General features: G+C 50.6%; 14 protein-coding genes. 9 read left to right on the top strand and 5 right to left on the bottom strand.

All coding sequences use genetic code 11. The features are described 5' to 3' along the window. The first annotated feature begins 164 nt into the window (after positions 1–164). The 3 genes from NP589_RS07500 to NP589_RS07510 all read left to right on the top strand — a co-directional run bounded on the left by NP589_RS07500 (position 165) and on the right by NP589_RS07510 (position 4,746). Complete coding sequence (locus NP589_RS07500) at positions 165–1,043, top strand: hypothetical protein (RefSeq protein WP_256606414.1); 879 nt, start codon at positions 165–167, stop codon at positions 1,041–1,043. 553 nt (positions 1,044–1,596) lie between these two features. Beyond that, the gene (locus NP589_RS07505) at positions 1,597–3,963 is read left to right on the top strand and encodes a cytochrome c peroxidase (protein ID WP_256606415.1); all 2,367 of its coding nucleotides are present in this window, start codon (positions 1,597–1,599) and stop codon (positions 3,961–3,963) included. A 96-nt stretch (positions 3,964–4,059) separates the two neighbouring features. Continuing rightward, the gene (locus NP589_RS07510) at positions 4,060–4,746 is read left to right on the top strand and encodes a VPLPA-CTERM sorting domain-containing protein (RefSeq protein WP_256606416.1); all 687 of its coding nucleotides are present in this window, start codon (positions 4,060–4,062) and stop codon (positions 4,744–4,746) included. 23 nt (positions 4,747–4,769) lie between these two features. Here NP589_RS07510 and NP589_RS07515 read toward each other — a convergent pair whose 3' ends face one another. The 4 genes from NP589_RS07515 to NP589_RS07530 all read right to left on the bottom strand — a co-directional run bounded on the left by NP589_RS07515 (position 4,770) and on the right by NP589_RS07530 (position 8,819). Further along, positions 4,770–5,741 (bottom strand): 2-hydroxyacid dehydrogenase, encoded by a 972-nt coding sequence (locus tag NP589_RS07515; RefSeq protein ID WP_256606417.1) that lies wholly within the window; start codon positions 5,739–5,741, stop codon positions 4,770–4,772. A gap of 45 nt (positions 5,742–5,786) precedes the next feature. Beyond that, positions 5,787–6,638 (bottom strand): DnaJ domain-containing protein, encoded by an 852-nt coding sequence (locus NP589_RS07520; RefSeq protein WP_256606418.1) that lies wholly within the window; start codon positions 6,636–6,638, stop codon positions 5,787–5,789. Between the two features lie 139 nt (positions 6,639–6,777). Beyond that, on the bottom strand, positions 6,778–7,314 hold the full coding sequence (locus tag NP589_RS07525; protein WP_256606419.1) for a hypothetical protein: 537 nt from the start codon (positions 7,312–7,314) through the stop codon (positions 6,778–6,780). A gap of 338 nt (positions 7,315–7,652) precedes the next feature. After that, on the bottom strand, positions 7,653–8,819 hold the full coding sequence (locus NP589_RS07530; RefSeq protein ID WP_256606420.1) for an aminotransferase class V-fold PLP-dependent enzyme: 1,167 nt from the start codon (positions 8,817–8,819) through the stop codon (positions 7,653–7,655). Positions 8,820–9,026: 207 nt separating this feature from the next. Here NP589_RS07530 and NP589_RS07535 point away from each other — a divergent pair, with 207 nt between their 5' ends. From NP589_RS07535 to NP589_RS07550, 4 genes are all read left to right on the top strand, one after another. Beyond that, entirely contained in the window at positions 9,027–9,980 is a 954-nt protein-coding gene (locus NP589_RS07535) for an HpcH/HpaI aldolase/citrate lyase family protein (protein WP_020482090.1), read from the top strand. Positions 9,981–10,107: 127 nt separating this feature from the next. Continuing rightward, a complete protein-coding gene (locus tag NP589_RS07540; RefSeq protein WP_256606421.1) occupies positions 10,108–11,325 on the top strand; it encodes a malate--CoA ligase subunit beta in 1,218 nt (405 codons plus the stop codon). Positions 11,326–11,349: 24 nt separating this feature from the next. After that, positions 11,350–12,237, top strand: a complete 888-nt coding sequence (gene sucD, locus NP589_RS07545; protein WP_256606422.1) for a succinate--CoA ligase subunit alpha — start codon at positions 11,350–11,352, stop codon at positions 12,235–12,237. A 120-nt stretch (positions 12,238–12,357) separates the two neighbouring features. Beyond that, positions 12,358–16,578 (top strand): DEAD/DEAH box helicase, encoded by a 4,221-nt coding sequence (locus tag NP589_RS07550; RefSeq protein WP_256606423.1) that lies wholly within the window; start codon positions 12,358–12,360, stop codon positions 16,576–16,578. Positions 16,579–16,728: 150 nt separating this feature from the next. On the opposite strand, the gene NP589_RS07555 is transcribed toward NP589_RS07550, so the two are convergent. Next, complete coding sequence (locus tag NP589_RS07555) at positions 16,729–17,058, bottom strand: hypothetical protein (protein WP_256606424.1); 330 nt, start codon at positions 17,056–17,058, stop codon at positions 16,729–16,731. 457 nt (positions 17,059–17,515) lie between these two features. On the opposite strand from NP589_RS07555, the gene NP589_RS07560 reads away from it, so the two are divergent. Together NP589_RS07560 and NP589_RS07565 are read left to right on the top strand one after the other, a co-directional pair. Then, positions 17,516–19,666: an adenosylcobalamin-dependent ribonucleoside-diphosphate reductase gene (locus NP589_RS07560; RefSeq protein ID WP_256606425.1), complete on the top strand. Its 2,151-nt coding sequence runs from the start codon at positions 17,516–17,518 to the stop codon at positions 19,664–19,666. A gap of 114 nt (positions 19,667–19,780) precedes the next feature. Beyond that, positions 19,781–20,470 carry a TSCPD domain-containing protein gene (locus NP589_RS07565; protein ID WP_256606426.1) on the top strand — a complete coding sequence of 230 codons (690 nt, stop codon included), beginning with the start codon at positions 19,781–19,783 and terminating at the stop codon, positions 20,468–20,470. The last annotated feature ends 279 nt before the right edge of the window (positions 20,471–20,749 follow it).

Below are 20,749 nucleotides of genomic sequence, written 5' to 3' on the forward strand. Positions count from 1 at the left end.
GTTGTGGTATGTATTTTGCTTAGAGCGTAAGGGGGTATGTCTGTTGCGCAATCTGAAAGTTTCGTGTCAGGCAGTTTTTAAAAGAGAAAGCGCGTTAGGCCCGGGTGGTTGGGTTCTAGAGGTTTTGGGTGTTTCTCGTTTTTTATAAACATTTGGAGTAGTTAATGAAGAAAAAATTAAAGCTAGTCAGTCAAGTATTGTTCGCGGGCCTGCTAAGTGCTTCTGGCGCAGCATCGGCGATTTCCACAATCAACTTTAACCCAGTTCCTTCCGGTGAGGTTGATGAATTTGGAGACCCAATCGTTACGGGTGGTATGCCGGGTAGCGTGGCCGGTTACGCCAACGTATCCGGTAACTGTGTGGCTTGCTACCATGAAACGACCGCCGATGGCGAATTTGTAATGGGTACTTTGAGCGATTTGCTTGGTTCAAATCATGTGCACGGCGAAACTAACAACGGAAGTTCTTCTGTGGGTTATCACAACGATTCTTCAGGTGTTTACATCAGAAGAGCGGATGGTGGTGCCTTTACGGCATTTTCATTGTATTGGGATACTATCAATAGCGAAAATCCCAAAAGCGGTGTTTGGGAAATCTTGGGATTTAATACCGCCTATAACACCTCAGCGCTGACCGGCACTGTGTTCGGAAATATAGCTGCGGAAGGCGACGCTTTGCATGATGGCGATGGTAGCAATTATCCTAGTCGCGTAGCCTATCAAACCGTTACGCAAAGTGGTGCCAGCCCCCGCACGGAAGGCACTCTGACCTTGAACAGCGATTTTAATGATGCGGATGGTATCAACGCGATCTGGATTCATTTTAAAGGCACAGGTTCTAGTGGTGCCAATATTGCCGGCAACTCCGGATCTGGGTATTTAACAGCGGCAGAAGCAAATGCGCTTGGTGCAAGTCAGTTCAAGGTGAATATAGACGATGTCGTGGTTGGATCCGTAGCAGCTGTTCCTGTGCCTGGCGCTGTATGGATGTTCGGTAGTGGCTTGCTCGGATTGTTGTCTTTTGCTCGTCGCAGAGCTGCTTAATCCTTTCGAGATCGATTGAGTATCACTGAATATTAATTGCAGCTACTTTAAGCGCTATTACATTCTTTAAGCGTTGAGGCATAAAACGAAAGGTGGTGGCTGTAAATTCAGTTGCCACCTTTTTTTTGCCAGGCTGAGCTAACAGTTGCGGATATGTCAAATGAAGTTATGTAGAGGGATTTGGCATGTTTTTTCAGCAGTGATGAGCCTAGTTTGCTTTGAGCGACAAGTGTTGTTTTATAAGTGTTTATTAAGTTACTGTTATATAAGAAAAAATTTGTTGATAGATTGGCCTCGGAGTTTGATGCGAAATCTTTTTTGGAGTTTTGATGGTGCGATTATTGCCTGGTTTGAGATGAACGAAATTGGCGGGCTGTTTTTGCGTTGCCGGTGGTTTGTATGTGGATTGTTAAGAAGTACGTTACAGACTAAGAGTAGGCGAATAGACACATCTTGGGCGAGGGTGGCTCACGGCTTCAACCATAAAAATGTCGGCAACTTGGTAAATGACATTGCCACAAGGCTTAGAACTAAAAAATGTTAAGGAGTTATGATGAATTTGATTGGTAAATTAATGCTTGGGGTCGGAGGGCTGCTGTTGTCGCAAGTATCATTCTCCCACGGTCCGCAGCCCATGCCGTTACAGGGTGTACCTGTTCCTCATGTTCAAGGATTTTTGCAGGAAAAACAGTCGAATACCTGGGTCAATACGGCTGTTAATTTTTTACCGGAAGATGGTGCCGACTCGATAGTTATAGATAAACAAAAAGCAATTGCTTTAGGTAAGGCGCTGTTTTGGGATGTCAATGTCGGCAGCGACGGTATGTCTTGCGGCTCCTGTCATTTCCATGCAGGTGCTGACGCCAGAACCAAAAACCAAATTAACCCTGGACTAAAAAGCAGTAATGCTTCTGGTCAGACCTTTCAACCTCTTCCGTCAGGTGCTTTGAGCGGTGGGCCGAACTACCAATTGACTCAAACCGACTTTCCGACCTACAAATTTAACGACCCGTTGAATAAGGCAAGCGGTTTGACGTTTGCCACAGACGACGTGGTTTCTTCGGCAGGTACCTTTTCAGGCGACTTCACGGGTGTCTCGAAATTCGTCGGTAGTTCTGATCAATGCAATCGCGCGGTAAACGATCCAATTTTTCACCTGGATAGTACTGGGACTCGTCGGGTAGAACCGAGAAATGCGCCAACGGTCTTCAATGCAGTATTCAATCACCGTAATTTTTGGGATGGCCGCGCGAATAATATTTATAACGGTAGCAGTCCTTGGGGGGATCGCGATGAAAATGCTGGAGTATGGGTGAAAACGGCTTCTAAAGTGCAACCAGTCAAAAAGAACCGGTTACATCTGGAAAACGCGTCATTGGCTTCTTTAGCGATGGGGCCGCCGTTGAACGATGCCGAGATGGCTTGTCGACAACGGACCTGGCCGGAAATTGGACGAAAACTGTTGTTAAGACAACCGTTGCAAAACCAGAAAGTACATAACGAAGACAGCGTGCTTGGGCCCATTAGTTTAAGTTCGGCAGGGAATTTGAAGCCCGGTTTGAACACCACTTATAAACAATTGGTGATGCAGTCTTTCAATCCTAAATTCTGGTCGTACGCCAGCACTGGTCCTTTCGGAAGCAGGCCGGGGCAGCCGCCTTACAATCAAATCGAAGCTAACTTTTCGATGTTTTTCGGTATTGCATTGCAGTTGTACCAAAGCACTTTGATTTCCGATCAGGCGCCGGTGGACTTGACTCAACGCGATGCTTTCAATATCCCGACATGGCAGGGCTTGGGTTATTCGTCTGATAAGGTCGCCCGCATCGCTGACGGTTTCAATATCTTTACCAATAATCATTGCAATCTTTGCCATGCCGGACCTTTGTTGACGTCCGCTGCAATCAGCACAAACTCAGCGTTGTTGGAAGAGAATGGCAAGTTTTTTGGACCTTCATACGCGCAAGTGCCTTACGGTCCTGATGCTCTGGGTTTGGATAATGCCACTCATGCCATTGGTGTGACTAAACATCCTAGTCTCGTCAATCGCGATTTGATGTCTGGAGTCTTCCGAATGTACGACTTAGGGTTTGCTAATACCGGTGTTAATGACCCGAATGCTGATATAGGTCTAGGGGCAAATGATGATTTTGGCAATCCCTTATCTTTCGCTAAACAATACGTTCAATATTTGCTAGGTGCTTATGCGAATGTCAAAGATCCCGGCGTGAATCAAGTTAGAGCTTGCGATTTCATTATTGCGCTTGCGTATGAGAGCAATTCAACGAGTTCGGCTTATTTTACAACGCCTAACGGTATCCAAGCCGACGGTAGTCGCGAAGGTGTGGCAAGAGATCAAGACTGTGTTACTCCGGAATATGCATTCATTCCTACTGTTGCCGCGGCTAATACAGCGCAAGCGAATACGCCTGGTAAATTGGGTACGGTAACTTCGGGTGTTTTCAAGATCCCTACCCTAAGAAATATCGAATTGACCGGGCCTTATATGCATAACGGCAGTATGTCTACTTTAAAACAGGTAATTGAGTTTTATTCGAGAAAAGGCAATTTTGATTCAACTAATAAGCACCAATTTGTAAACAATATTTCTCTAGCTTCAGCTAGCGAGACTGCTAGGGCAAATTTGATTGAATTCCTCGAAACCTTAACTGACGACCGTGTCCGCTATGAGAAAGCGCCATTCGATCATCCTGAGCTGAAAGTACCGCATGGACACACCGAAAACGGTTCAGGCGGAGTTGTAGATGGTAATAGCTTAAGTGCGAATCTGGCTTTAGACGATTATTTGGAAGTTCCAGCCGTTGGTGCCAATGGGCGTACTAATAAGCTGTTGCCTTTCCATTGTCAATTAGGGCCGATTGCGCAGTCAGATCCATTGTATTCATCATGTCAGCCGTAACAATGGTTGTTTATTAAATGTTTTAAAAGTTAAAGCCGGTAACGGGGTTGCCGGTTTGCTTATCAAAGCAGATTTACCTTAGTTCAGGAATTAATCATGAAATTTGATTTCAAAACAACTGTTGTTATTTTAGGGCTACTGTTGCCCGGTATCAAAAACGATGCTTTTGCTAGTATCGATTTTTCAAATCAAGCTAGTTTAACGTTTGCTTTGGACGGCGCTTACGCCGGATTGCAGGCCAACGGCTCTTTCAATCAAGAGATTATTCTGCCAGGCGATGATAACGGTGGAACCGTTACCGCAACGAATCAGGATCTATCGAGTTTGGACTTAGATCAAGCCTATCAGTTTGCAGTAACTGGATCGGTAGCCGATGGCAGTATTTCTGCAAACCACGTAGGGCATTACACATTCAATTTCACAAACAACAGCACCAATACCTACAGCATATTGCTTTCAATTCCCTATGTTTTAAGTGCAACGACTAATGGTATCGACAGCTCACTCTCTTTAGTATTTTCCGACGATGTAGATATCTTCGATGAAATTTACTTTAGTGCTTCGGTTTTCGGAAATAGCAACGTTGAAAATATAGGTACGCTTTCGCGATCATTTACATTAAGTGCTAATCAACAGAAAAATTTCTATGTTGACCTGACGAGTACTGCGGATATCTATGCAGCTCCGGTGCCGTTGCCTGCGGCTGTTTGGTCTTTTCTCGCGGGGCTGTTTGGTATATTAGGGATTAAAAAGCGCAAACAAGAATCAGCCAAACATGCTTAGTGTCGCGGATAAAAACTCAGGTCTCAAACTATACGATCCGGTAAATCCTGCCCTGAGAAATGAGCTTTAAGATTATCTAGCACCTTCTCCCCCATCGCGGTGCGCGTTGCAATGGTGGCGCTGCCCAAATGGGGAAGGAGTGCGACGTTGTCTAGCGTCAAAAAGCCGGGGTCTATATTAGGTTCCCCTTCGTAAACGTCCAGGCCAGCGCCGGCAATGCGTTTTTCTCGCAAGGCTTCGATCAAAGCCTTGCTATCCACGACATCGCCACGCGCGGTATTAATCAAATGCGCGGTGGGTTTCATTAAACTCAAGGTCTTTTCATTAATTAAATGCCGGGTTTCATTGCCTCCCGGGCAATGTAGCGACACGTAATCGCATTGCGGTAACAGTTCTTCCAGAGTCTCACAGCGCACAGCTTGTAGTTCCTCGACGATGGCTGGGTCGGCTGGGCTGGGTTTGAGATACAGAATTTTCATTCCAAAGCCATGATGAGCTTTCCGTGCCATGGCTTGGGCGATTCGGCCGAAGCCGATCAGCCCTAGTGTGGCGCCGGTCACGTCGCTGCTCATCATATGGGTCGGGCACCAGCCGGTCCATGCGCCGGCGCGCACCAATCTATCGCCCTCGGCGCCGCGCCGCGCCGACATAAGTAGCAAGGTCATCGCAATATCGGCGGTGCTTTGTGTCAACACGCCCGGGGTATTGGTGACGACCAGGCCTTGCTGTTTGGCGGCGACAATATCGATATGGTTATAACCCACGCCAAAGTTACCCAGAATTTTGCAGCGCTTGTTAGCCACATTCAGCACCTCGGCCGGCAGGGAATCGCAAACGCTGGGACACACCGCGTCGTAATTTTGTAAGGCCGCTTTAAATTCGTCGGCGCTCAAAGGATGGTCGTCGGTGTTCAGAGTGACGTCGTAAAGTGCTTGTAGTTTAGCTTCAACACTTGCCGGCCAACGGCGGCTAAGCAGGACTTTGGGTTTGGTCATTGGATTTCCTATCGTGCTTTCAGGCTCGAATCAGTTGCGATGAGATTAAGGATCGACGGCCGGGTTTGAGGTGCTTATGCCGCCATTGCCGTGGTCACGGTCGTATGCTTTCAAACGTGCCGCGCGCAGGCTGTTGATGCTGGCAATGTTTTCATCGTGTTGTTTTAAGGATCTTTGCCGCTGTAGGGCCAAATGTTGGTCTTGTTGCTCTTGCAAGGTCATCGCCATGGCCGGTTTTTTGTATTGCAGTTCGGCTTGGCGCTCGGCGATGTTTTGTTCTTGAGCGCGCGCATCCGTATTCAGGCGTTTTTCCATTAAATCCAGGCTGCGAGCTTGGTTTTGCAACTGCTGTTCACTAAGCATTCTGGCGTCATCTAACTGCTGTTGCCTTTGGCGCAGTTCGATTTCTGCAAGTTTGGCTTGCTGTTCGTCTTGGTATTGAGCGTTAATCTGTTGATTTTCGCGTAACAATTGCTCTTGCTGGCTTTTTAGCAACGCGGCGGCGGCAATCGACTTGTCATTTTGGCTTCGCTCTAGTTCAGCTTGTTGTTTGGTTTGCTGCTTATTGTGATAAAGCCATGACACTATTGGAAACAGCAGCAGGAGAGCAATAGCCATTCTTTGCAGCCATTGGCCTGTGTGGCTGCTTTTGATTGCTGTAGGAGGCGTTATTTCCGTAAGTGGTAAGCGGCTCGCCGCTAATTTGCGGTCATAGGCGACGCGCCGATTGGTATCGGACAGAATTACAAACGCTTCTCTTGCCCGGTTCAACGTCTCTATCGCTGAGTCGTCTTCGCGTTTTGCCCAATGTCTTTCAATGTCTTTGAACGCGCGATGTATTTGCTGCTCGTTGGCGGACTCAGGTATGTTTAACAGTTGATATAAGGATTTTCCCATGTGCGCATCTCCCAACGCTTCGTCGTCTAATGATCGGGAGATAGTGGACTAGCCCCTGAAAATGCCGGCGCTGAACAAAGCGCCGGCAGGTGGGGACTATAAAGAATTGAAATACGCAGTGCAAACGCCCGGTAAAAATTTAATCGGCGACGATTGCCAGCTTTTCTTGGTTCCTACGCAGCATCGCTAAGGAACCCAGCATGCAACCTAAAACAAACCAGGTTAATGTGGCGAGGGGCATCGACGATAAGGATTTTTCGCTAACTGCCGTAACGGAATCTAGGCTGGGTTGGGGGGCCGCGGTTTTTTCCAGTAGAAACTGGTAACCAATATCGGGGATAAACGACCACGCCCCACTACTGATGGCGGGATAGTTCATCACAGACCAGTTCAAAGTTTCAATGCCGCGAGCTTCGCCGGTATTTTCTCGATTTAATCCTGAGGCGTAAATGGCCTGGATAACGCAATTGTCGATCTCGTCGGCGTTATTTTTGCTGGTTAAACTACTGGGTAGCCAGCATAAGCCCTGTGCGAACAGGTCGGAACTTGGTGCCGGGCTAATCTGTGTTGCCTTGTTTAGCAACGCTTGGCTGAGGATTTCAGTTGGCTCTTGTTCATGAAGTTCCGCATGAGCAGGGGCGATAAGTGCTGCAAACAGTAACAGGCGGTGTCTCATGATTTTCTCCCTTGGCTTTGGAGTCAGAAGATAACTCAAGTACATATACAGCAAGAGTAATGCCTCGTCTTAAAAAGTCTTTTTATTTTAATTATTTACTGATATTTTCCATAATTCTTGGTGTAAAAAATCAGGGGTTTTTGATGTGGAATGGTGCAAAAGATGGTTGCTTTTGGTGCTTAGCGCACAAAACACGACTGTTTGTCTAGTACCAGTGGCAGGGCACATCAGCCTGTTTTGGGATGTGACAGGGGGCGAGTAAGGGTTTGGAACAAGTACCTGCTGAATCGAATGACGGGTGACCGGTTAAGCCGGTCACCCGTCAAATATAGGGGATGTTATTTCGCGGTCGAGCGGTAATACTCGATAGCTGCGGCAACACCGCTACCCGGTTTAATGTCCAAACCGTTATCCAGCATCGCCATTTCCACACCGGCAATGGCGCCCAGCAAAGACACATCGTTCATGTCGCCAACGTGACCGATGCGGAACACCTTGCCGGCCACTTCGCTCAAACCGGCGCCCAGAGAGATATTGTATTTGTTGTAAGCGGTGCTGATGACCTGGCGGGCATCTTTATCCGCTGGTACCACGATCGCGGTGACGGTATCGGAATCCCAACCTGCTTGCGCGCAAGTTTGCAAACCCCAGGCCGCAACAGCGCGGCGTACGCCTTCGCCCAGACGGTGATGGCGGGCGTAAACGTTCTCCATGCCTTCTTCCAATAGTAATTCCAGCGCTTTGCGCAGGCCGTACAACATGGGAGTGGATGGTGTGTAGGGGGTATAACCGTCTTTGTTGGATGCCGCCATGTCTTTCAATGAGAAGAAAGAACGTGGGAAGTTGCTGTTATCGATAGCTGCCAAGGCTTTTTGGCTAAAGCCCAGAATCGCCAGCCCGGCCGGCAACATAAAGCCTTTTTGCGAACCCGCGATGCTTGCGTCCACACCCCATTCATCTTGGCGAAAATCAATGCTGCCGATGGAGCTGACGCCGTCTACGAAGAGCAGCGCTGGATGGCCGGCCGCGTCCAGCGCTTTGCGCACGCCTGGAATATCGCTGGTTACACCGGTTGAAGTTTCGTTATGTGTGGCCAGCACAGCTTTGATTTCGTGGTTTTTGTCTTCTTTCAGGCGGGCTTCCAGATGATCCAGCGGAATGCCTTTGCCCCATTCAACTTGGTGAATTTCCACGTCAAAACCCAGTTTTTTCGACGCTTCCGCCCACAAGTGGCCGAATTGGCCGAAGCGGTAAATCAATACTTTGTCGCCCTGATTCAAGCAGTTGGTCATGGCCACTTCCCAGCCGGCGGTGCCGGTCGCTGGGAACACGAAGCATTGGCCGGTTTCGGTGCGGAACACTTTTTTCAGGTCTTCCAGAATCGGAGCCAGCAGTTTAGGGAAAATCGGCGAACGGTGATCTTCCATGGGCACATGCATCGCGCTCAGAATTTCATGTGGGGTATTGGTTGGACCTGGAACAAAAAGGTGATTGCGACCTGCCATCTGGTGTCTCCTTGGGATTTTGGAAGCGTAGAAAATCGCGGGATGTTGCCACATAAGCCGTGATTCGGCAAGTCGTTTACCGGCGCAAACCAGCACCGAAGCTGACAAGCGCAATTGACATTGCAGGCCCTGAAAGTAAAATGGCACGTTCTTTAATCCATGCACGGCGCGGTTTTTTAGCCGGCCAACCAACCGTAGGAAACATACATGAGTCACACACTTTACGAAGCCAATGCGCAACGCGTGCAACGTTGCGAGTTGGCAGTACCGGGTTCCAGTCCGGAAATGTTCGAAAAAGCCCTGAAAAGCGGTGTGGACTTTGTATTTCTCGATCTGGAAGACGCAGTCGCTCCGGACGATAAACTGCAAGCACGGAAAAACGTGATTCAGGCCATCAATGATCTGGATTGGAAAGGCAACGGTATTACCCTGTCCGTGCGCATTAACGGCCTGGATACTCAGTATATGGTGCGCGATGTCGTCGATCTGGTGGAGCAGGCCGGCGCAAAAATCGACACGCTGCTGATTCCAAAAGTCGGTGTTTACGGCGACGTTTACATGGTTGACGCGATGCTGACCCAGTTGGAAATGCAGGAAGGCCTGAAAAACAAAATCGGCATCGAGTGCCTTATCGAAACCGCTCTGGGCATGGCCAACGTTGAAGACATCGCCAAACAAGGGGCCATCGGCGGCCGTGTGGAAGCCTTGCATTTTGGCGTTGCCGATTATGCAGCCAGCAACCGGGCGCGTACCGTCAATATCGGCGGATTGAATCCCGATTATCCTGGCGACCAATGGCATGCGGCGATCAGCCGGATGACCGTGGCTTGCCGCGCTTACGGCCTGCGGCCTATCGACGGCCCATTTGGCGACATCAAAGATCCGGAAGGCTACAAAGCCGGTGCGCGCCGCGCGGCCGCTTTGGGTTGCGAAGGCAAATGGGCGATTCATCCTTCGCAAATTGCTTTGGCTAACGAAGTATTCACCCCGCCGGCTGCGGAAGTCGAAAAGGCCAAACGCATACTGGTAGCGTTGCAGGAAGCCGCCGCGCAAGGTAAAGGCGCTGCTGCGCTGGATGGTCGTTTGATCGATGCTGCTTCCGAGCGAATGGCGAATAACATCGTTCGTGCCGCCGAAGCGATTGCTGCTAAATCAAAATAAAAAATTGTAGGTTGGGTTAGGCGCTAGCCGTAACCCAACACGACGGCTTTTAATGTTGGGTTTCGCGTCGCTTTTATGCCCTGCGGGTAAACCCAACCTACATTTTTCCAATATCACGAGAGAGTGCATGGACATTCATGAGTACCAAGCAAAGCAGCTATTGGCCGATTATGGCGTGAAAATAGCTGATGGCGGACTGGCTTACAGCCCGGAAGACGCAGTGCAGCGCGCCCGCGAAATCGGCGGCCACGTCTGGGTAGTTAAAGCGCAGATACATTCCGGTGCGCGCGGCAAAGCCGGCGGTATCAAGATTTGCAAGACCCACGACGAAGTCAGCGATGCCGCCGAATCCTTACTGGGTAAAAAATTGGTGACCCACCAAACCGGTCCGGCCGGCAAACAATGCTTGCGCTTGTATGTCGAAGCCGGCACCGATATTGCCAAGGAACTGTATTTCAGCCTGTTGATAGACCGTGCCCAGGAACGGATCGTCATGGTCGGTTCCGCGCAAGGTGGCATGGAGATCGAGGAACTGGCGGAAAACAATCCGGATGCGATCAAAAAAATCTACATCGAACCTGCGGTTGGTTTGCAAGATTTCCAGGCCCGGGAAATGGCTTTTGCGTTGGGCTTGAACGCCGACTTGATCCCGCAAGCCGTGAAATTGATTCAAGGCTGCTACCGGGCGATGCGCGAGCTGGACGCCAATATGGTGGAAATCAACCCGCTGGTCATCACCGGCCACGATGAATTGATCGCGCTGGACGCCAAAATGGGTTTCGACGACAACGCCTTGTTCCGCCGGCAAAAAATCTCCGAGCTGCGCGACAAGTCGCAGGAAGATCCACGGGAAATGGCGGCTGCCGACCGTGGCTTGAGCTACGTCGGTCTGGATGGCGACATCGGCTGCATGATTAATGGTGCCGGGTTGGCGATGGCGACCATGGACATGATCAAGCTGGCGGGCGGTGAGCCTGCCAATTTCCTGGACGTGGGTGGCGGCGCGTCGGCCGAGCGTACCGAAAAAGCCTTCCGCATGGTGTTGGCGGATAAAAACGTCAAGGCCATGCTGGTCAATATCTTTGCCGGTATCAACCGCTGCGACTGGATCGCCGAGGGTGTGGTACATGCCGTGAAAAAAATCGATATGCAAGTGCCGTTGATCGTGCGTTTGTCCGGTACCAACGTTGAAGAAGGCCGCAAAATTATCGAAGAGAGCGGTTTGCCTATCATCACGGCGGACACCTTAGCGGAAGCCGCTGAGAAGGCGGTCGCCGCCCGTAATCAAGTTGTAGCCGGTCGCTATCAGCCTCCTGCTTCACGCGACACTGTTACCTCCCTGTAAGGCGCGCAAGGTTAAGGAATTTACATGGCAATTTTTATCGATAAACAAACCCGTATCATCGTGCAAGGCTTTACCGGCAAGATCGGCAGCTTCCACGCGCAAGAAATGATCGATTACGGCTCCAACGTCGTCGGCGGCATCACCCCCGGCAAAGGCGGACAAACTCATCTGGGCCGTCCGGTGTTCAACACAGTCAAGGAAGCGGTCGAACAAGCCGGTGCTGAAGCCAGTATCGTGTTCGTACCACCGGCTTATGCGGCGGATTCCATCATGGAAGCGGCTGAAGCCGGTATCAAATACTGCGTATCGATTACCGACGGCATTCCGACTCAGGATATGATGAAAGTCAAAATTTTCCTGAGCAAATTCCCCAAGGAAAAGCGTATGGTCCTGACCGGACCTAACTGCGCGGGTACCATCAGTCCGGGTAAATCGATGCTCGGTATCATGCCGGGACACATTTACATTCCCGGTAACGTCGGTATCGTCGGTCGTTCCGGTACGCTGGGTTACGAAGCCGCCGACCAAATGAAAGCGTTGGGTATCGGTGTGTCGACTTCGGTCGGTATCGGCGGCGACCCGATCAACGGCAGCTCGCACCGCGATATTCTGGAAAAATTCGAGCAGGATCCGGAAACCAAAGTAGTGGTGATGATAGGCGAGATTGGCGGCCCGCAAGAAGTGGAAGCCGGTATCTTCGCCAAAGAACATATGAGCAAGCCGGTCGTGGCATATATCGCCGGTTTAACCGCTCCGAAAGGCCGTCGTATGGGCCACGCTGGAGCGATTATCTCCTCGGTTGGCGAGTCTGCCGCTGAGAAAGTTGAAATGCTGAAAGAGTTGGGCGTGATTATCGCGCCGACCCCGGCGGCAATGGGCGAAACAGTGGCTAAGGTATTGGCTACACTATAAGGTCTTCCCGCTCTATAAAAAGCCCGCTCCGGCGGGCTTTTTTATGCGTACTGACTTGAGATTCTTTAGCTTGTCCGGCCAAGCTGGTAACATCACCCCTTTTGTCGATTTGCCGGAATCATGCAATCTTCTCGTTTAGTCGAACGCCTTAAAACTTATAAGACATTAACCCCGGAGCAACAGATTATCCTGAAGTTGCTGGCTGTTTATTACGGCTATAGCTCGCTGATCAATCTGGCTAAATGTCTGGGCAGTTTGGGTATCAGGGAAGGCGACAAAACTTTGAAGTCGGAAGCGGTCAAAGCCCGCTTAAAACCGCTGATTAAAGCCGGTTTACTGGAAGAAAACCTCAAATCCGGCGGCACCCGTTGCTGCCGAACCCTGGCGGAAGTGCTGACGCGGCAAGCCGTCGTCGATAAGGAATTCGACTTGTTTGCCGGCGCGGTGCAAATGCATAATCCGCCTGGTCACGGGTACTATCGTTACAGTACGGTGGACGATTGTATTCGCGAAGCGCGCATTCAGTTTTATCGCGGGGATTACGCCAGGGTGGACGAATGTCTGGAGTCCGGCGCCCATTATTTAGGCAAACTGCCGCCCGTTAACGAATTGTATCTATCGTGGTTTTTAAACCCGCTGGATGTCGCCTGGTTTACCACGCATCATCCAAAATTATTGTTGGGGCTGGCCGGGTTTTCGGGCTTACATCAACTGCTGTATTTGTATGCCGATGAAAAATTGGATGGCTTTTTACAGCAGTTATTGTTCGTCAGTCAGGGGATGCAACAAGAATTGTTGAATCGTGTGGCTTTGGAACTGCGCTTGCTGCGCGGCGAATGGGACGAAGTGGAACGACTGGTGGCGGATCAGGTCGATCCGGAACTGCAAGCCATCGCCGCGACATTGATTTTTCTGCGCGGCGATTTTGCCGCAGCGGTCAGCCGTTTTGAAGCAGCCTTGGTGCAACTGCGAAAAACGTCCGGACAACGCACTGCTTATTTTTACGGATTGGCGGGGGTGTTTTATCCGCTGGCTATCCTGAAAAATAACGACGCCAAACAACGCGCCAAACTCGGCACATTAATCAACCAAGCTATTAAAGCCGACAATTATTGGTTGGGCATTTATCATCAGTTAGCCTTGTTTCAGCGCTTTTTACAGGGCGATTTGTCGTTGCGGGATCAGCTGCTAAATACTGATTTGACTTATAAAATTAGCAGCGGCTATCGGGAAAGCGGCTACCCGGATACTTTGCTCACCCCGCCATTGCTGTTGCATGTGTTTTTGGCTTTGATCAAATTCTGGGTCAAAGCCGATCAATTCAATCATGTCACGCCGCTCAGTCAAAAGCTGTATCGGCATTTGTTGGACAATGGTTATCGTTGGCCGGCGGCTGAATTGGCCAAGATCTTCACCCACATAGAACCGCCGCGGTCCATGCAATGGGATTGCAGTTTTTTCGATGGCCGGCCGGCGTTGGCAGAATTGTTCGCCAGCCGCCCCGATTGGGATTTGGCGTTGGACGCCTTATTAAATTTGCCTAAGGCCGAAAAAAAAGCCGACACCGCTGCACCCATCGACAAGCCTACTCGCCTGGTCTGGTTACTTAGCTACGACGATATCAGTCACGAATTGGAGATTGAGCCGCGCGAACAAAAACAGCAAGCCAAGGGCGGCTGGAGCAAGGGCAGGGCGATTGCATTAAAAAGGCTGGCGCACGAAACCAACAAGTTTGACTATTTAACCGAGCAGGACATTAAGCTGTGCGCCCATATCAAGGAGTATCGCGACAGCGGCTGGTACGGCAGCGGCACTTATTTTGAGTTCGACAACAGCATGCCGCAAGCACTATTGGGACATCCTTTATTGTTTTGGGCCGATGCGCCCGAGGTGAGGGTGGATGTCGTCAAGGGCGAAGCCGAGCTGCGGGTGAAAAAGCTGGAAGGCAGCGACAAGATCAAAATCAGCCTGGAGCCCGTGCCCGGACACGAACAAAAATTCTATGTTGCCAAGGAAACGCCCACGCGCTTGCGAGTGCTTGAATTCACCGGTGATCATCATAAGATCTTTGCGGTTTTGGGTGCCAAGGGCTTGGAAGTGCCGGTGTCGGCGCAAGACCGGGTCTTGCAAACTTTGACCAGTATTTCCGGTTTGTTGACCGTGCATTCGGATATCGGCGGCAGTTCCAGCAGCGCCGAGCAAGTCCAGGCCGACGCCACGCCGCGTGTGCATTTATTGCCCTGGGGCGAAGGCCTGCGCGTGGCGATGTTGATCCGGCCGTTTGCGAGCGGCGGTGCGTATTATCAACCTGGCCACGGCGGGGAAAGCGTGCTGGCCGAAATCGACGGCCGCCATTGTCAGACTAAACGCGACTTGGCCTTGGAAAAACAGCGCGCGCAGACGGTTTTGCAAGCCTGTGATGTGTTGGAGCAGGCGGAACGCGATGGTGCCGGCGATTATTTATTGGACCAGCCGGAACAATGCCTGGAACTGCTGCTGCAATTGCAGGCACTGCCTGCCGAGCAAGCAGTATTGGAATGGCCGGAAGGCGTCAGATTTCGGCTGTTGGGACAAACCAACGGCAGCGGCTTCAGCATGCAAATCAAGCGCGACAACGATTGGTTTGCTTTGCAAGGCGAATTGCAAGTCAATGAAGATACCGTCATCGAAATCCAGCAATTGTTGGGCTTATTGAATAATCGCGAAGGCCGCTTTTTGAAATTGCAGGACGGGCAGTTTATTGCTCTGACCGAAGAGTTTCGCCGCCGCCTCGATGATTTACGCGCCTATGCCGATCTGCACGGCAAAAAAGTCAGGATCAATCCTTTGGCGGCGCTCACTTTGGAAGACTGGCAGGACGACGCCGGTTTCAAGGCCGATAAGCATTGGCAAGCGCACATGCAGCGCCTGAAGGACTCGCGCGATTATCAACCGAAAGTGCCGTCCACCTTTCAAGCCGAATTGCGCGACTATCAACTGGACGGCTACTGCTGGTTGGCGCGTCTGGCGCACTGGGGTGTCGGTGCCTGTCTGGCCGACGATATGGGCTTGGGCAAGACTGTGCAGGGCTTGGCTTTGCTGGTTGACCGCGCGCCGAACGGTCCCAGCCTGATTGTCGCGCCGACCTCGGTGTGCATGAACTGGGAAAATGAGGCCGGCCGTTTTGCGCCAACGCTCAATCCGCAAATTCTCGGTAGTGGCGACCGCCAGCGCTTGCTGGATAATCTGGGGCCGTACGATTTGCTGATTTGTAGTTACGGCCTGTTACAGCAGGAACAAGTTGCCGAGATGCTGGCGAAAATCCAGTTCCAGACCGTGATTCTCGACGAGGCGCAGTGGATAAAAAATATCGCCACTCGTCGCTCGCAAGGGGCGATGAATCTGCAAGCCGAATTTAAACTGATCATGACCGGTACGCCCTTGGAAAACCATTTGGGTGAGCTGTGGAACTTGTTTAGGTTCATCAATCCGGGATTACTGGGTTCTTTGGAGCAATTCAATCAACGCTTCGCCGGCCCTATCGAACGCGACCGTAGCGCCGAGGCCCGTTTCCAGCTCAAAAAACTGATTCAGCCTTTTATTCTGCGCCGTACCAAAACCCAAGTGTTGCAGGAATTGCCACCGCGCACCGAAATCCCGATCTATGTCGAGCTGAGCAGCGAGGAAATGGCTTTTTACGAAGCGCTACGCCGTGAGAGTTTGGCAGCCTTGAGCAGTGCCGATGCGCCGGCGGGGCAAAAACAATTGCAGATTCTGGCGGCCATCAGCAAATTGCGCCGCAGTTGTTGCAATACTTTGCTGGCTAATTCGGCTGTGGCTTTGCCTAGCAGCAAGCTGGCGGCGTTTGGCGACATCGTCGACGAATTGCTGGATAACAAGCATAAAGCCCTGGTGTTCAGCCAGTTTGTCGATCATTTGCAGTTGATTAAAAACTATATCGAGCAGCGCGGGATTCGTTATCAATACCTGGACGGCAGCACGCCGGCCAAAGACCGCCAGCAGCGAGTAGACGCGTTCCAGCGTGGTGAGGGCGAATTGTTCTTGATCAGTTTGAAGGCCGGTGGCGTAGGTTTAAATCTGACCGCCGCCGATTATGTGATCCACATGGACCCGTGGTGGAATCCCGCTGTCGAGGATCAGGCTTCAGACCGCGCGCACCGCATGGGCCAACAGCGGCCGGTGACTATCTACCGGATGATCGCAAAAAATACCATAGAAGAAAAAATCGTCGCGCTACATAGTCATAAGCGCGATTTGGCCGACAGCTTGCTGGATGGTGCCGATATTAGCGGTAAGGTGTCGGCGGACGAATTACTGAACTTGATGAAAGGCGAAAATTAAACGGGTTAAGAATCAGGGTGTTAGGCGGATTTTTACGGTAAGCCATTTTTAAAACTTCGTCGTCCCCGCGAATGCGGGGATCCATGTTTTTGATTTTCCTGGATTCCCGCATTCGCGGGAACGACGAAACAGAGTGAATTTATGATTCGTCTACTCCCGTCTTAAATTGTGTTTCTTACGAGCGATATTACGGCTGGCTTTATTTTGTTGATGGGTCAATCTAGCTCTTTCACCCGCAGTGACCACGCCGTCGGCTTTAGCGGCGTCTTCCTGGCGCTCGATGCGCATTTGTTGATGCTCCAGACGATTGGCTTCGCGATTCGTCAAGGCACCCGACGCCTCGCCTTGTTCGATGCGTCTTTCTTGATTTTCCTGGCGATGGTCGATACGCGGCGTTTCCAGGCCGGCGTAGCAGGGCTGCGCCATGCCGATAGACGCAAGCAACGCGCCCGACAGTAAGAATTTGCTGATGTTAGTCATGTATGCCTCGGTAGGGTCATTATTAAGTTGCCAACTTCATCCTCAAGCCGGGACTTTTTCAATCCACTGCAACCAGCTGGCGAAATCATTTTAGCCAGAAATATTAACTACGCCTTAACTACTCTGCTTATCCCTACCGGCTGCCGATGCAGGCCGTTTGAATTGCCATCTGTCCGCTGTTTGGCAAGCGCCCCAGCAGTATCCAAGTCATTTTAAAAATTAAATGCTGCGGCTAACTCCTTGAGTTAAAAAAACAAAGCCGCAAGCACGTTTTATTAGGAAAAATATCCCACTGACAACACAATATGTTGTGCTAAAATTTTCACATAGACACTATATGCAGTATGTCGCCAGGCTGTAGTGTTTTCGGTTTTAACCTAATAAACATCAATATCTTAGCCGTGCCGGAGCGGTGAGATAGGCCAATAACCATTCAATTAGAAAAGGGAACCCACGAATGACCGCAAAACTTCATGTTGTGACGCAAGACACCACCGAAATCCCGCTACAAAGTGCTTCGCTGGATATTTGGGACAGCAAATACCGCTTAAAAACCAAGGACGGCAAAGCGATTGACGAAACCATAGACGAAACCTACAAGCGCGTCGCCAAGGCCTTATCCAGCGTCGAAAAAACCAAGGCACTGCAAGAAAAACACTACAAAGAATTTCTGTGGGCGCTGCGTAAAGGCGTGATTCCGGCCGGGCGCATCGTTTCCAACGCGGGTGCCTTGGAACACAAACCGGCTACCTCCACTATCAACTGCACCGTGTCCGGCATCATCGAAGACTCGATGGACGATATTTTGCACAAGGTCCACGAAGCCGGTCTGACCTTGAAAGCCGGTTGCGGCATCGGTTATGAATTTTCTACCCTAAGGCCTCGCGATGCCTATGTATCGGGCGCTGGCGCCTATACCTCCGGTCCGTTGTCGTTCATGGATATCTACGACAAAATGTGTTTTACCGTATCGTCAGCCGGCGGCCGCCGTGGCGCGCAAATGGCCACCTTCGATGTGGCGCATCCTGATGTAGTTGACTTTATCCGCGCTAAGCGCGAAGACGGCCGCTTGCGTCAGTTCAATCTGTCGCTGCTGATTACCAGCGAATTCGTGGAAGCGGTGAAAAACAACGGCCAGTGGCCGTTGTCCTTCCCAGTCACCGAGCGCGAAGCCAATGTCGATAAATTGGATTTAAGCGATGCCGACAAAATCGTTTGGCGCGATCTGCCCAATAAAAAAGGCTATGTAGTTAACGACGCAGGCCTGGTGGCGTGCCGCATCACCAAAGTCATGCCGGCGCGCCGTTTGTGGGACATCATCATGTCCTCCACCTACGACTACGCCGAGCCGGGTTTCATCCTCATCGACAAAGTCAACGAGATGAACAATAACTGGTTTTGCGAACATATCCGCGCCACCAATCCTTGCGGCGAACAGCCTTTGCCGCCTTACGGCAGCTGTCTGCTCGGCTCGATCAACCTGACCCGTTTCATCGACAAACCCTTCACAAAAGAAGCCCGTTTCGATTGGGAAGGCTATCGTAAAACCATCCGCATATTTACCCGCATGCTGGATAACGTGGTTGAGATCAACGGCTTGCCTTTGGAAAAACAGCGCGAAGAAATAATCGGTAAACGCCGCCACGGCATGGGCTATTTGGGCTTGGGTTCCACCATCACCATCCTGGGCATGAAATACGGCGATGAAGAATCGCTGGAATTTACCGAACAAGTGACCAAGGAGCTGGCGCTGGAAGGCTGGAAAGCCGGCCTGGAGCTAGCCAAGGAAAAAGGCCCCGCGCCGATCATGGACCAGCTATTCACCGTCACTGGCGAAATGCTGCATAAACGTCCGGAAATGACAGCCGACGGCTATAAACTGGGCGATCAAGTACCCGGTCGCGTACTCCACGCCAAATACAGCCGTTACATGCAAAAAGTTGCGCAGGATCAGCCGGAATTGGTCGCGGAATTGGCGGAAGTAGGTTGCCGCTTTACCCATCACAGCTCGATTGCACCCACCGGCACCATTTCGCTGTCCTTGGCCAACAACGCCAGCAATGGTATCGAGCCCAGTTTTGCCCACCATTATTCGCGCAATGTGATTCGCGAAGGCAAAAAGTCCAAAGAAAAAATCGACGTATTTTCCTTTGAACTGTTGGCTTACCGCCATCTGGTCAACCCCGATGCACTGCCCTACAGCGAAGATCCAAACCAACAATTGCCGGCTTATTTTATTGCTGCCGACGATGTTACGCCAAAACAGCATGTCGATATTCAAGCCGCCGCGCAGCGTTGGATTGATTCGTCGATTTCCAAAACCGCTAACGTGCCCACCGATTTTCCGTACGAAGACTTCAAGTCTATCTACGAATATGCCTACGACCAGGGCCTGAAAGGCTGCACCACCTTCCGCTTCAACCCGGAAGTGTTCCAGGGCGTGTTGGTGAAGGAGTCCGATCTGGAAAACACTACCTACCAATTCACATTGGAAGACGGACATGTAGTGGAATTTAAAGGCAATGAAGAAGTGGAATACGACGGCGAAATCCATACCGCCGCCAACTTGTTCGATGCCTTGAAAGAAGGCTATTACGGCAAGTTTTAAGCCGCTACCGACGCAATTCGAAGGCTGGGTTGAATGAAATGAAACCCGGCATTTAAGGCATTCAAGCTGGGTATCGCTAACGCTCGACCCAGCCTACAGATTCGAGACACTGATATGACCCTACACAAAATCAACAAAAAAATCGTCAGCTATAAAGTGCTGACCAAAGAAAACCAAGAAGCGGCGGCGCAGGCGGAAGCCGAAGTGGCAAAACCGTCGCTGGAAGAAATGCACGAAAATCTGGCGCGCCCGGAAATGCTGCTTGGTTCGACGTATAAGATCAAAACCCCGCAGTCCGAGCATGCCTTGTACATCACCATTAACGACATCATCCTCAATGAAGGCACAGTGCACCAGGAGCGCCGGCCTTATGAAATCTTCATCAACTCCAAGAACATGGAGCATTTTCAATGGGTGCTGGCGCTGACTCGCTTAATTTCGGCGGTGTTTCGTAAAGGCGGCGACGCTACCTTTTTGGTGGAAGAAATGAAAGCGGTATTCGACCCACAGGGCGGATATTTCAAAAAAGGCGGTGTCTTCATGCCGTCCTTGGTCGCCGAGATCGGCCACGCCATCGAATCGCACATGAAACACATCGGCATGATCAAGCCGGATAAACTCAGCGATCACCACCAGCAATTGCTGGACGAGAAACGTCGAGAATTTGAAGCCCAGCATGGAGCATCGGAAGGGCAGGCGTTTCCTGAGAAGGCGGTGTTGTGTAACAAGTGCAGCACCAAGGCGATGGTGTTGATGGATGGGTGTATGACTTGTTTGAATTGTGGGGAGTCGAAGTGTGGGTGATAAAAGGTAACTGATGGGCGGTTTTCCAAGTTTAGCCGCTTATTGTCTGGTGACTTATTCATTGTGAATAAAATATTCAACCTTTTGATAAATAAGATGGAAGTAAAGTAATGGCAATTCTTGAAACTTACGGCAAAGAAATTGTGGCTATTTGTGTTCCATTTATAACTTGGGGTTTAAATACAATGCTGAAACCCAAAGCTAGATTGTTATTAGCCAGTCCCCATAACTTCACTTTTCTTATTCATCAACCGAAGTTGGATATAGATGGAAAGGTAA

It is taken from the genome of Methylomonas rosea, from assembly GCF_024505055.1.
GTDB classification, from domain to species: domain Bacteria; phylum Pseudomonadota; class Gammaproteobacteria; order Methylococcales; family Methylomonadaceae; genus Methylomonas; species Methylomonas rosea.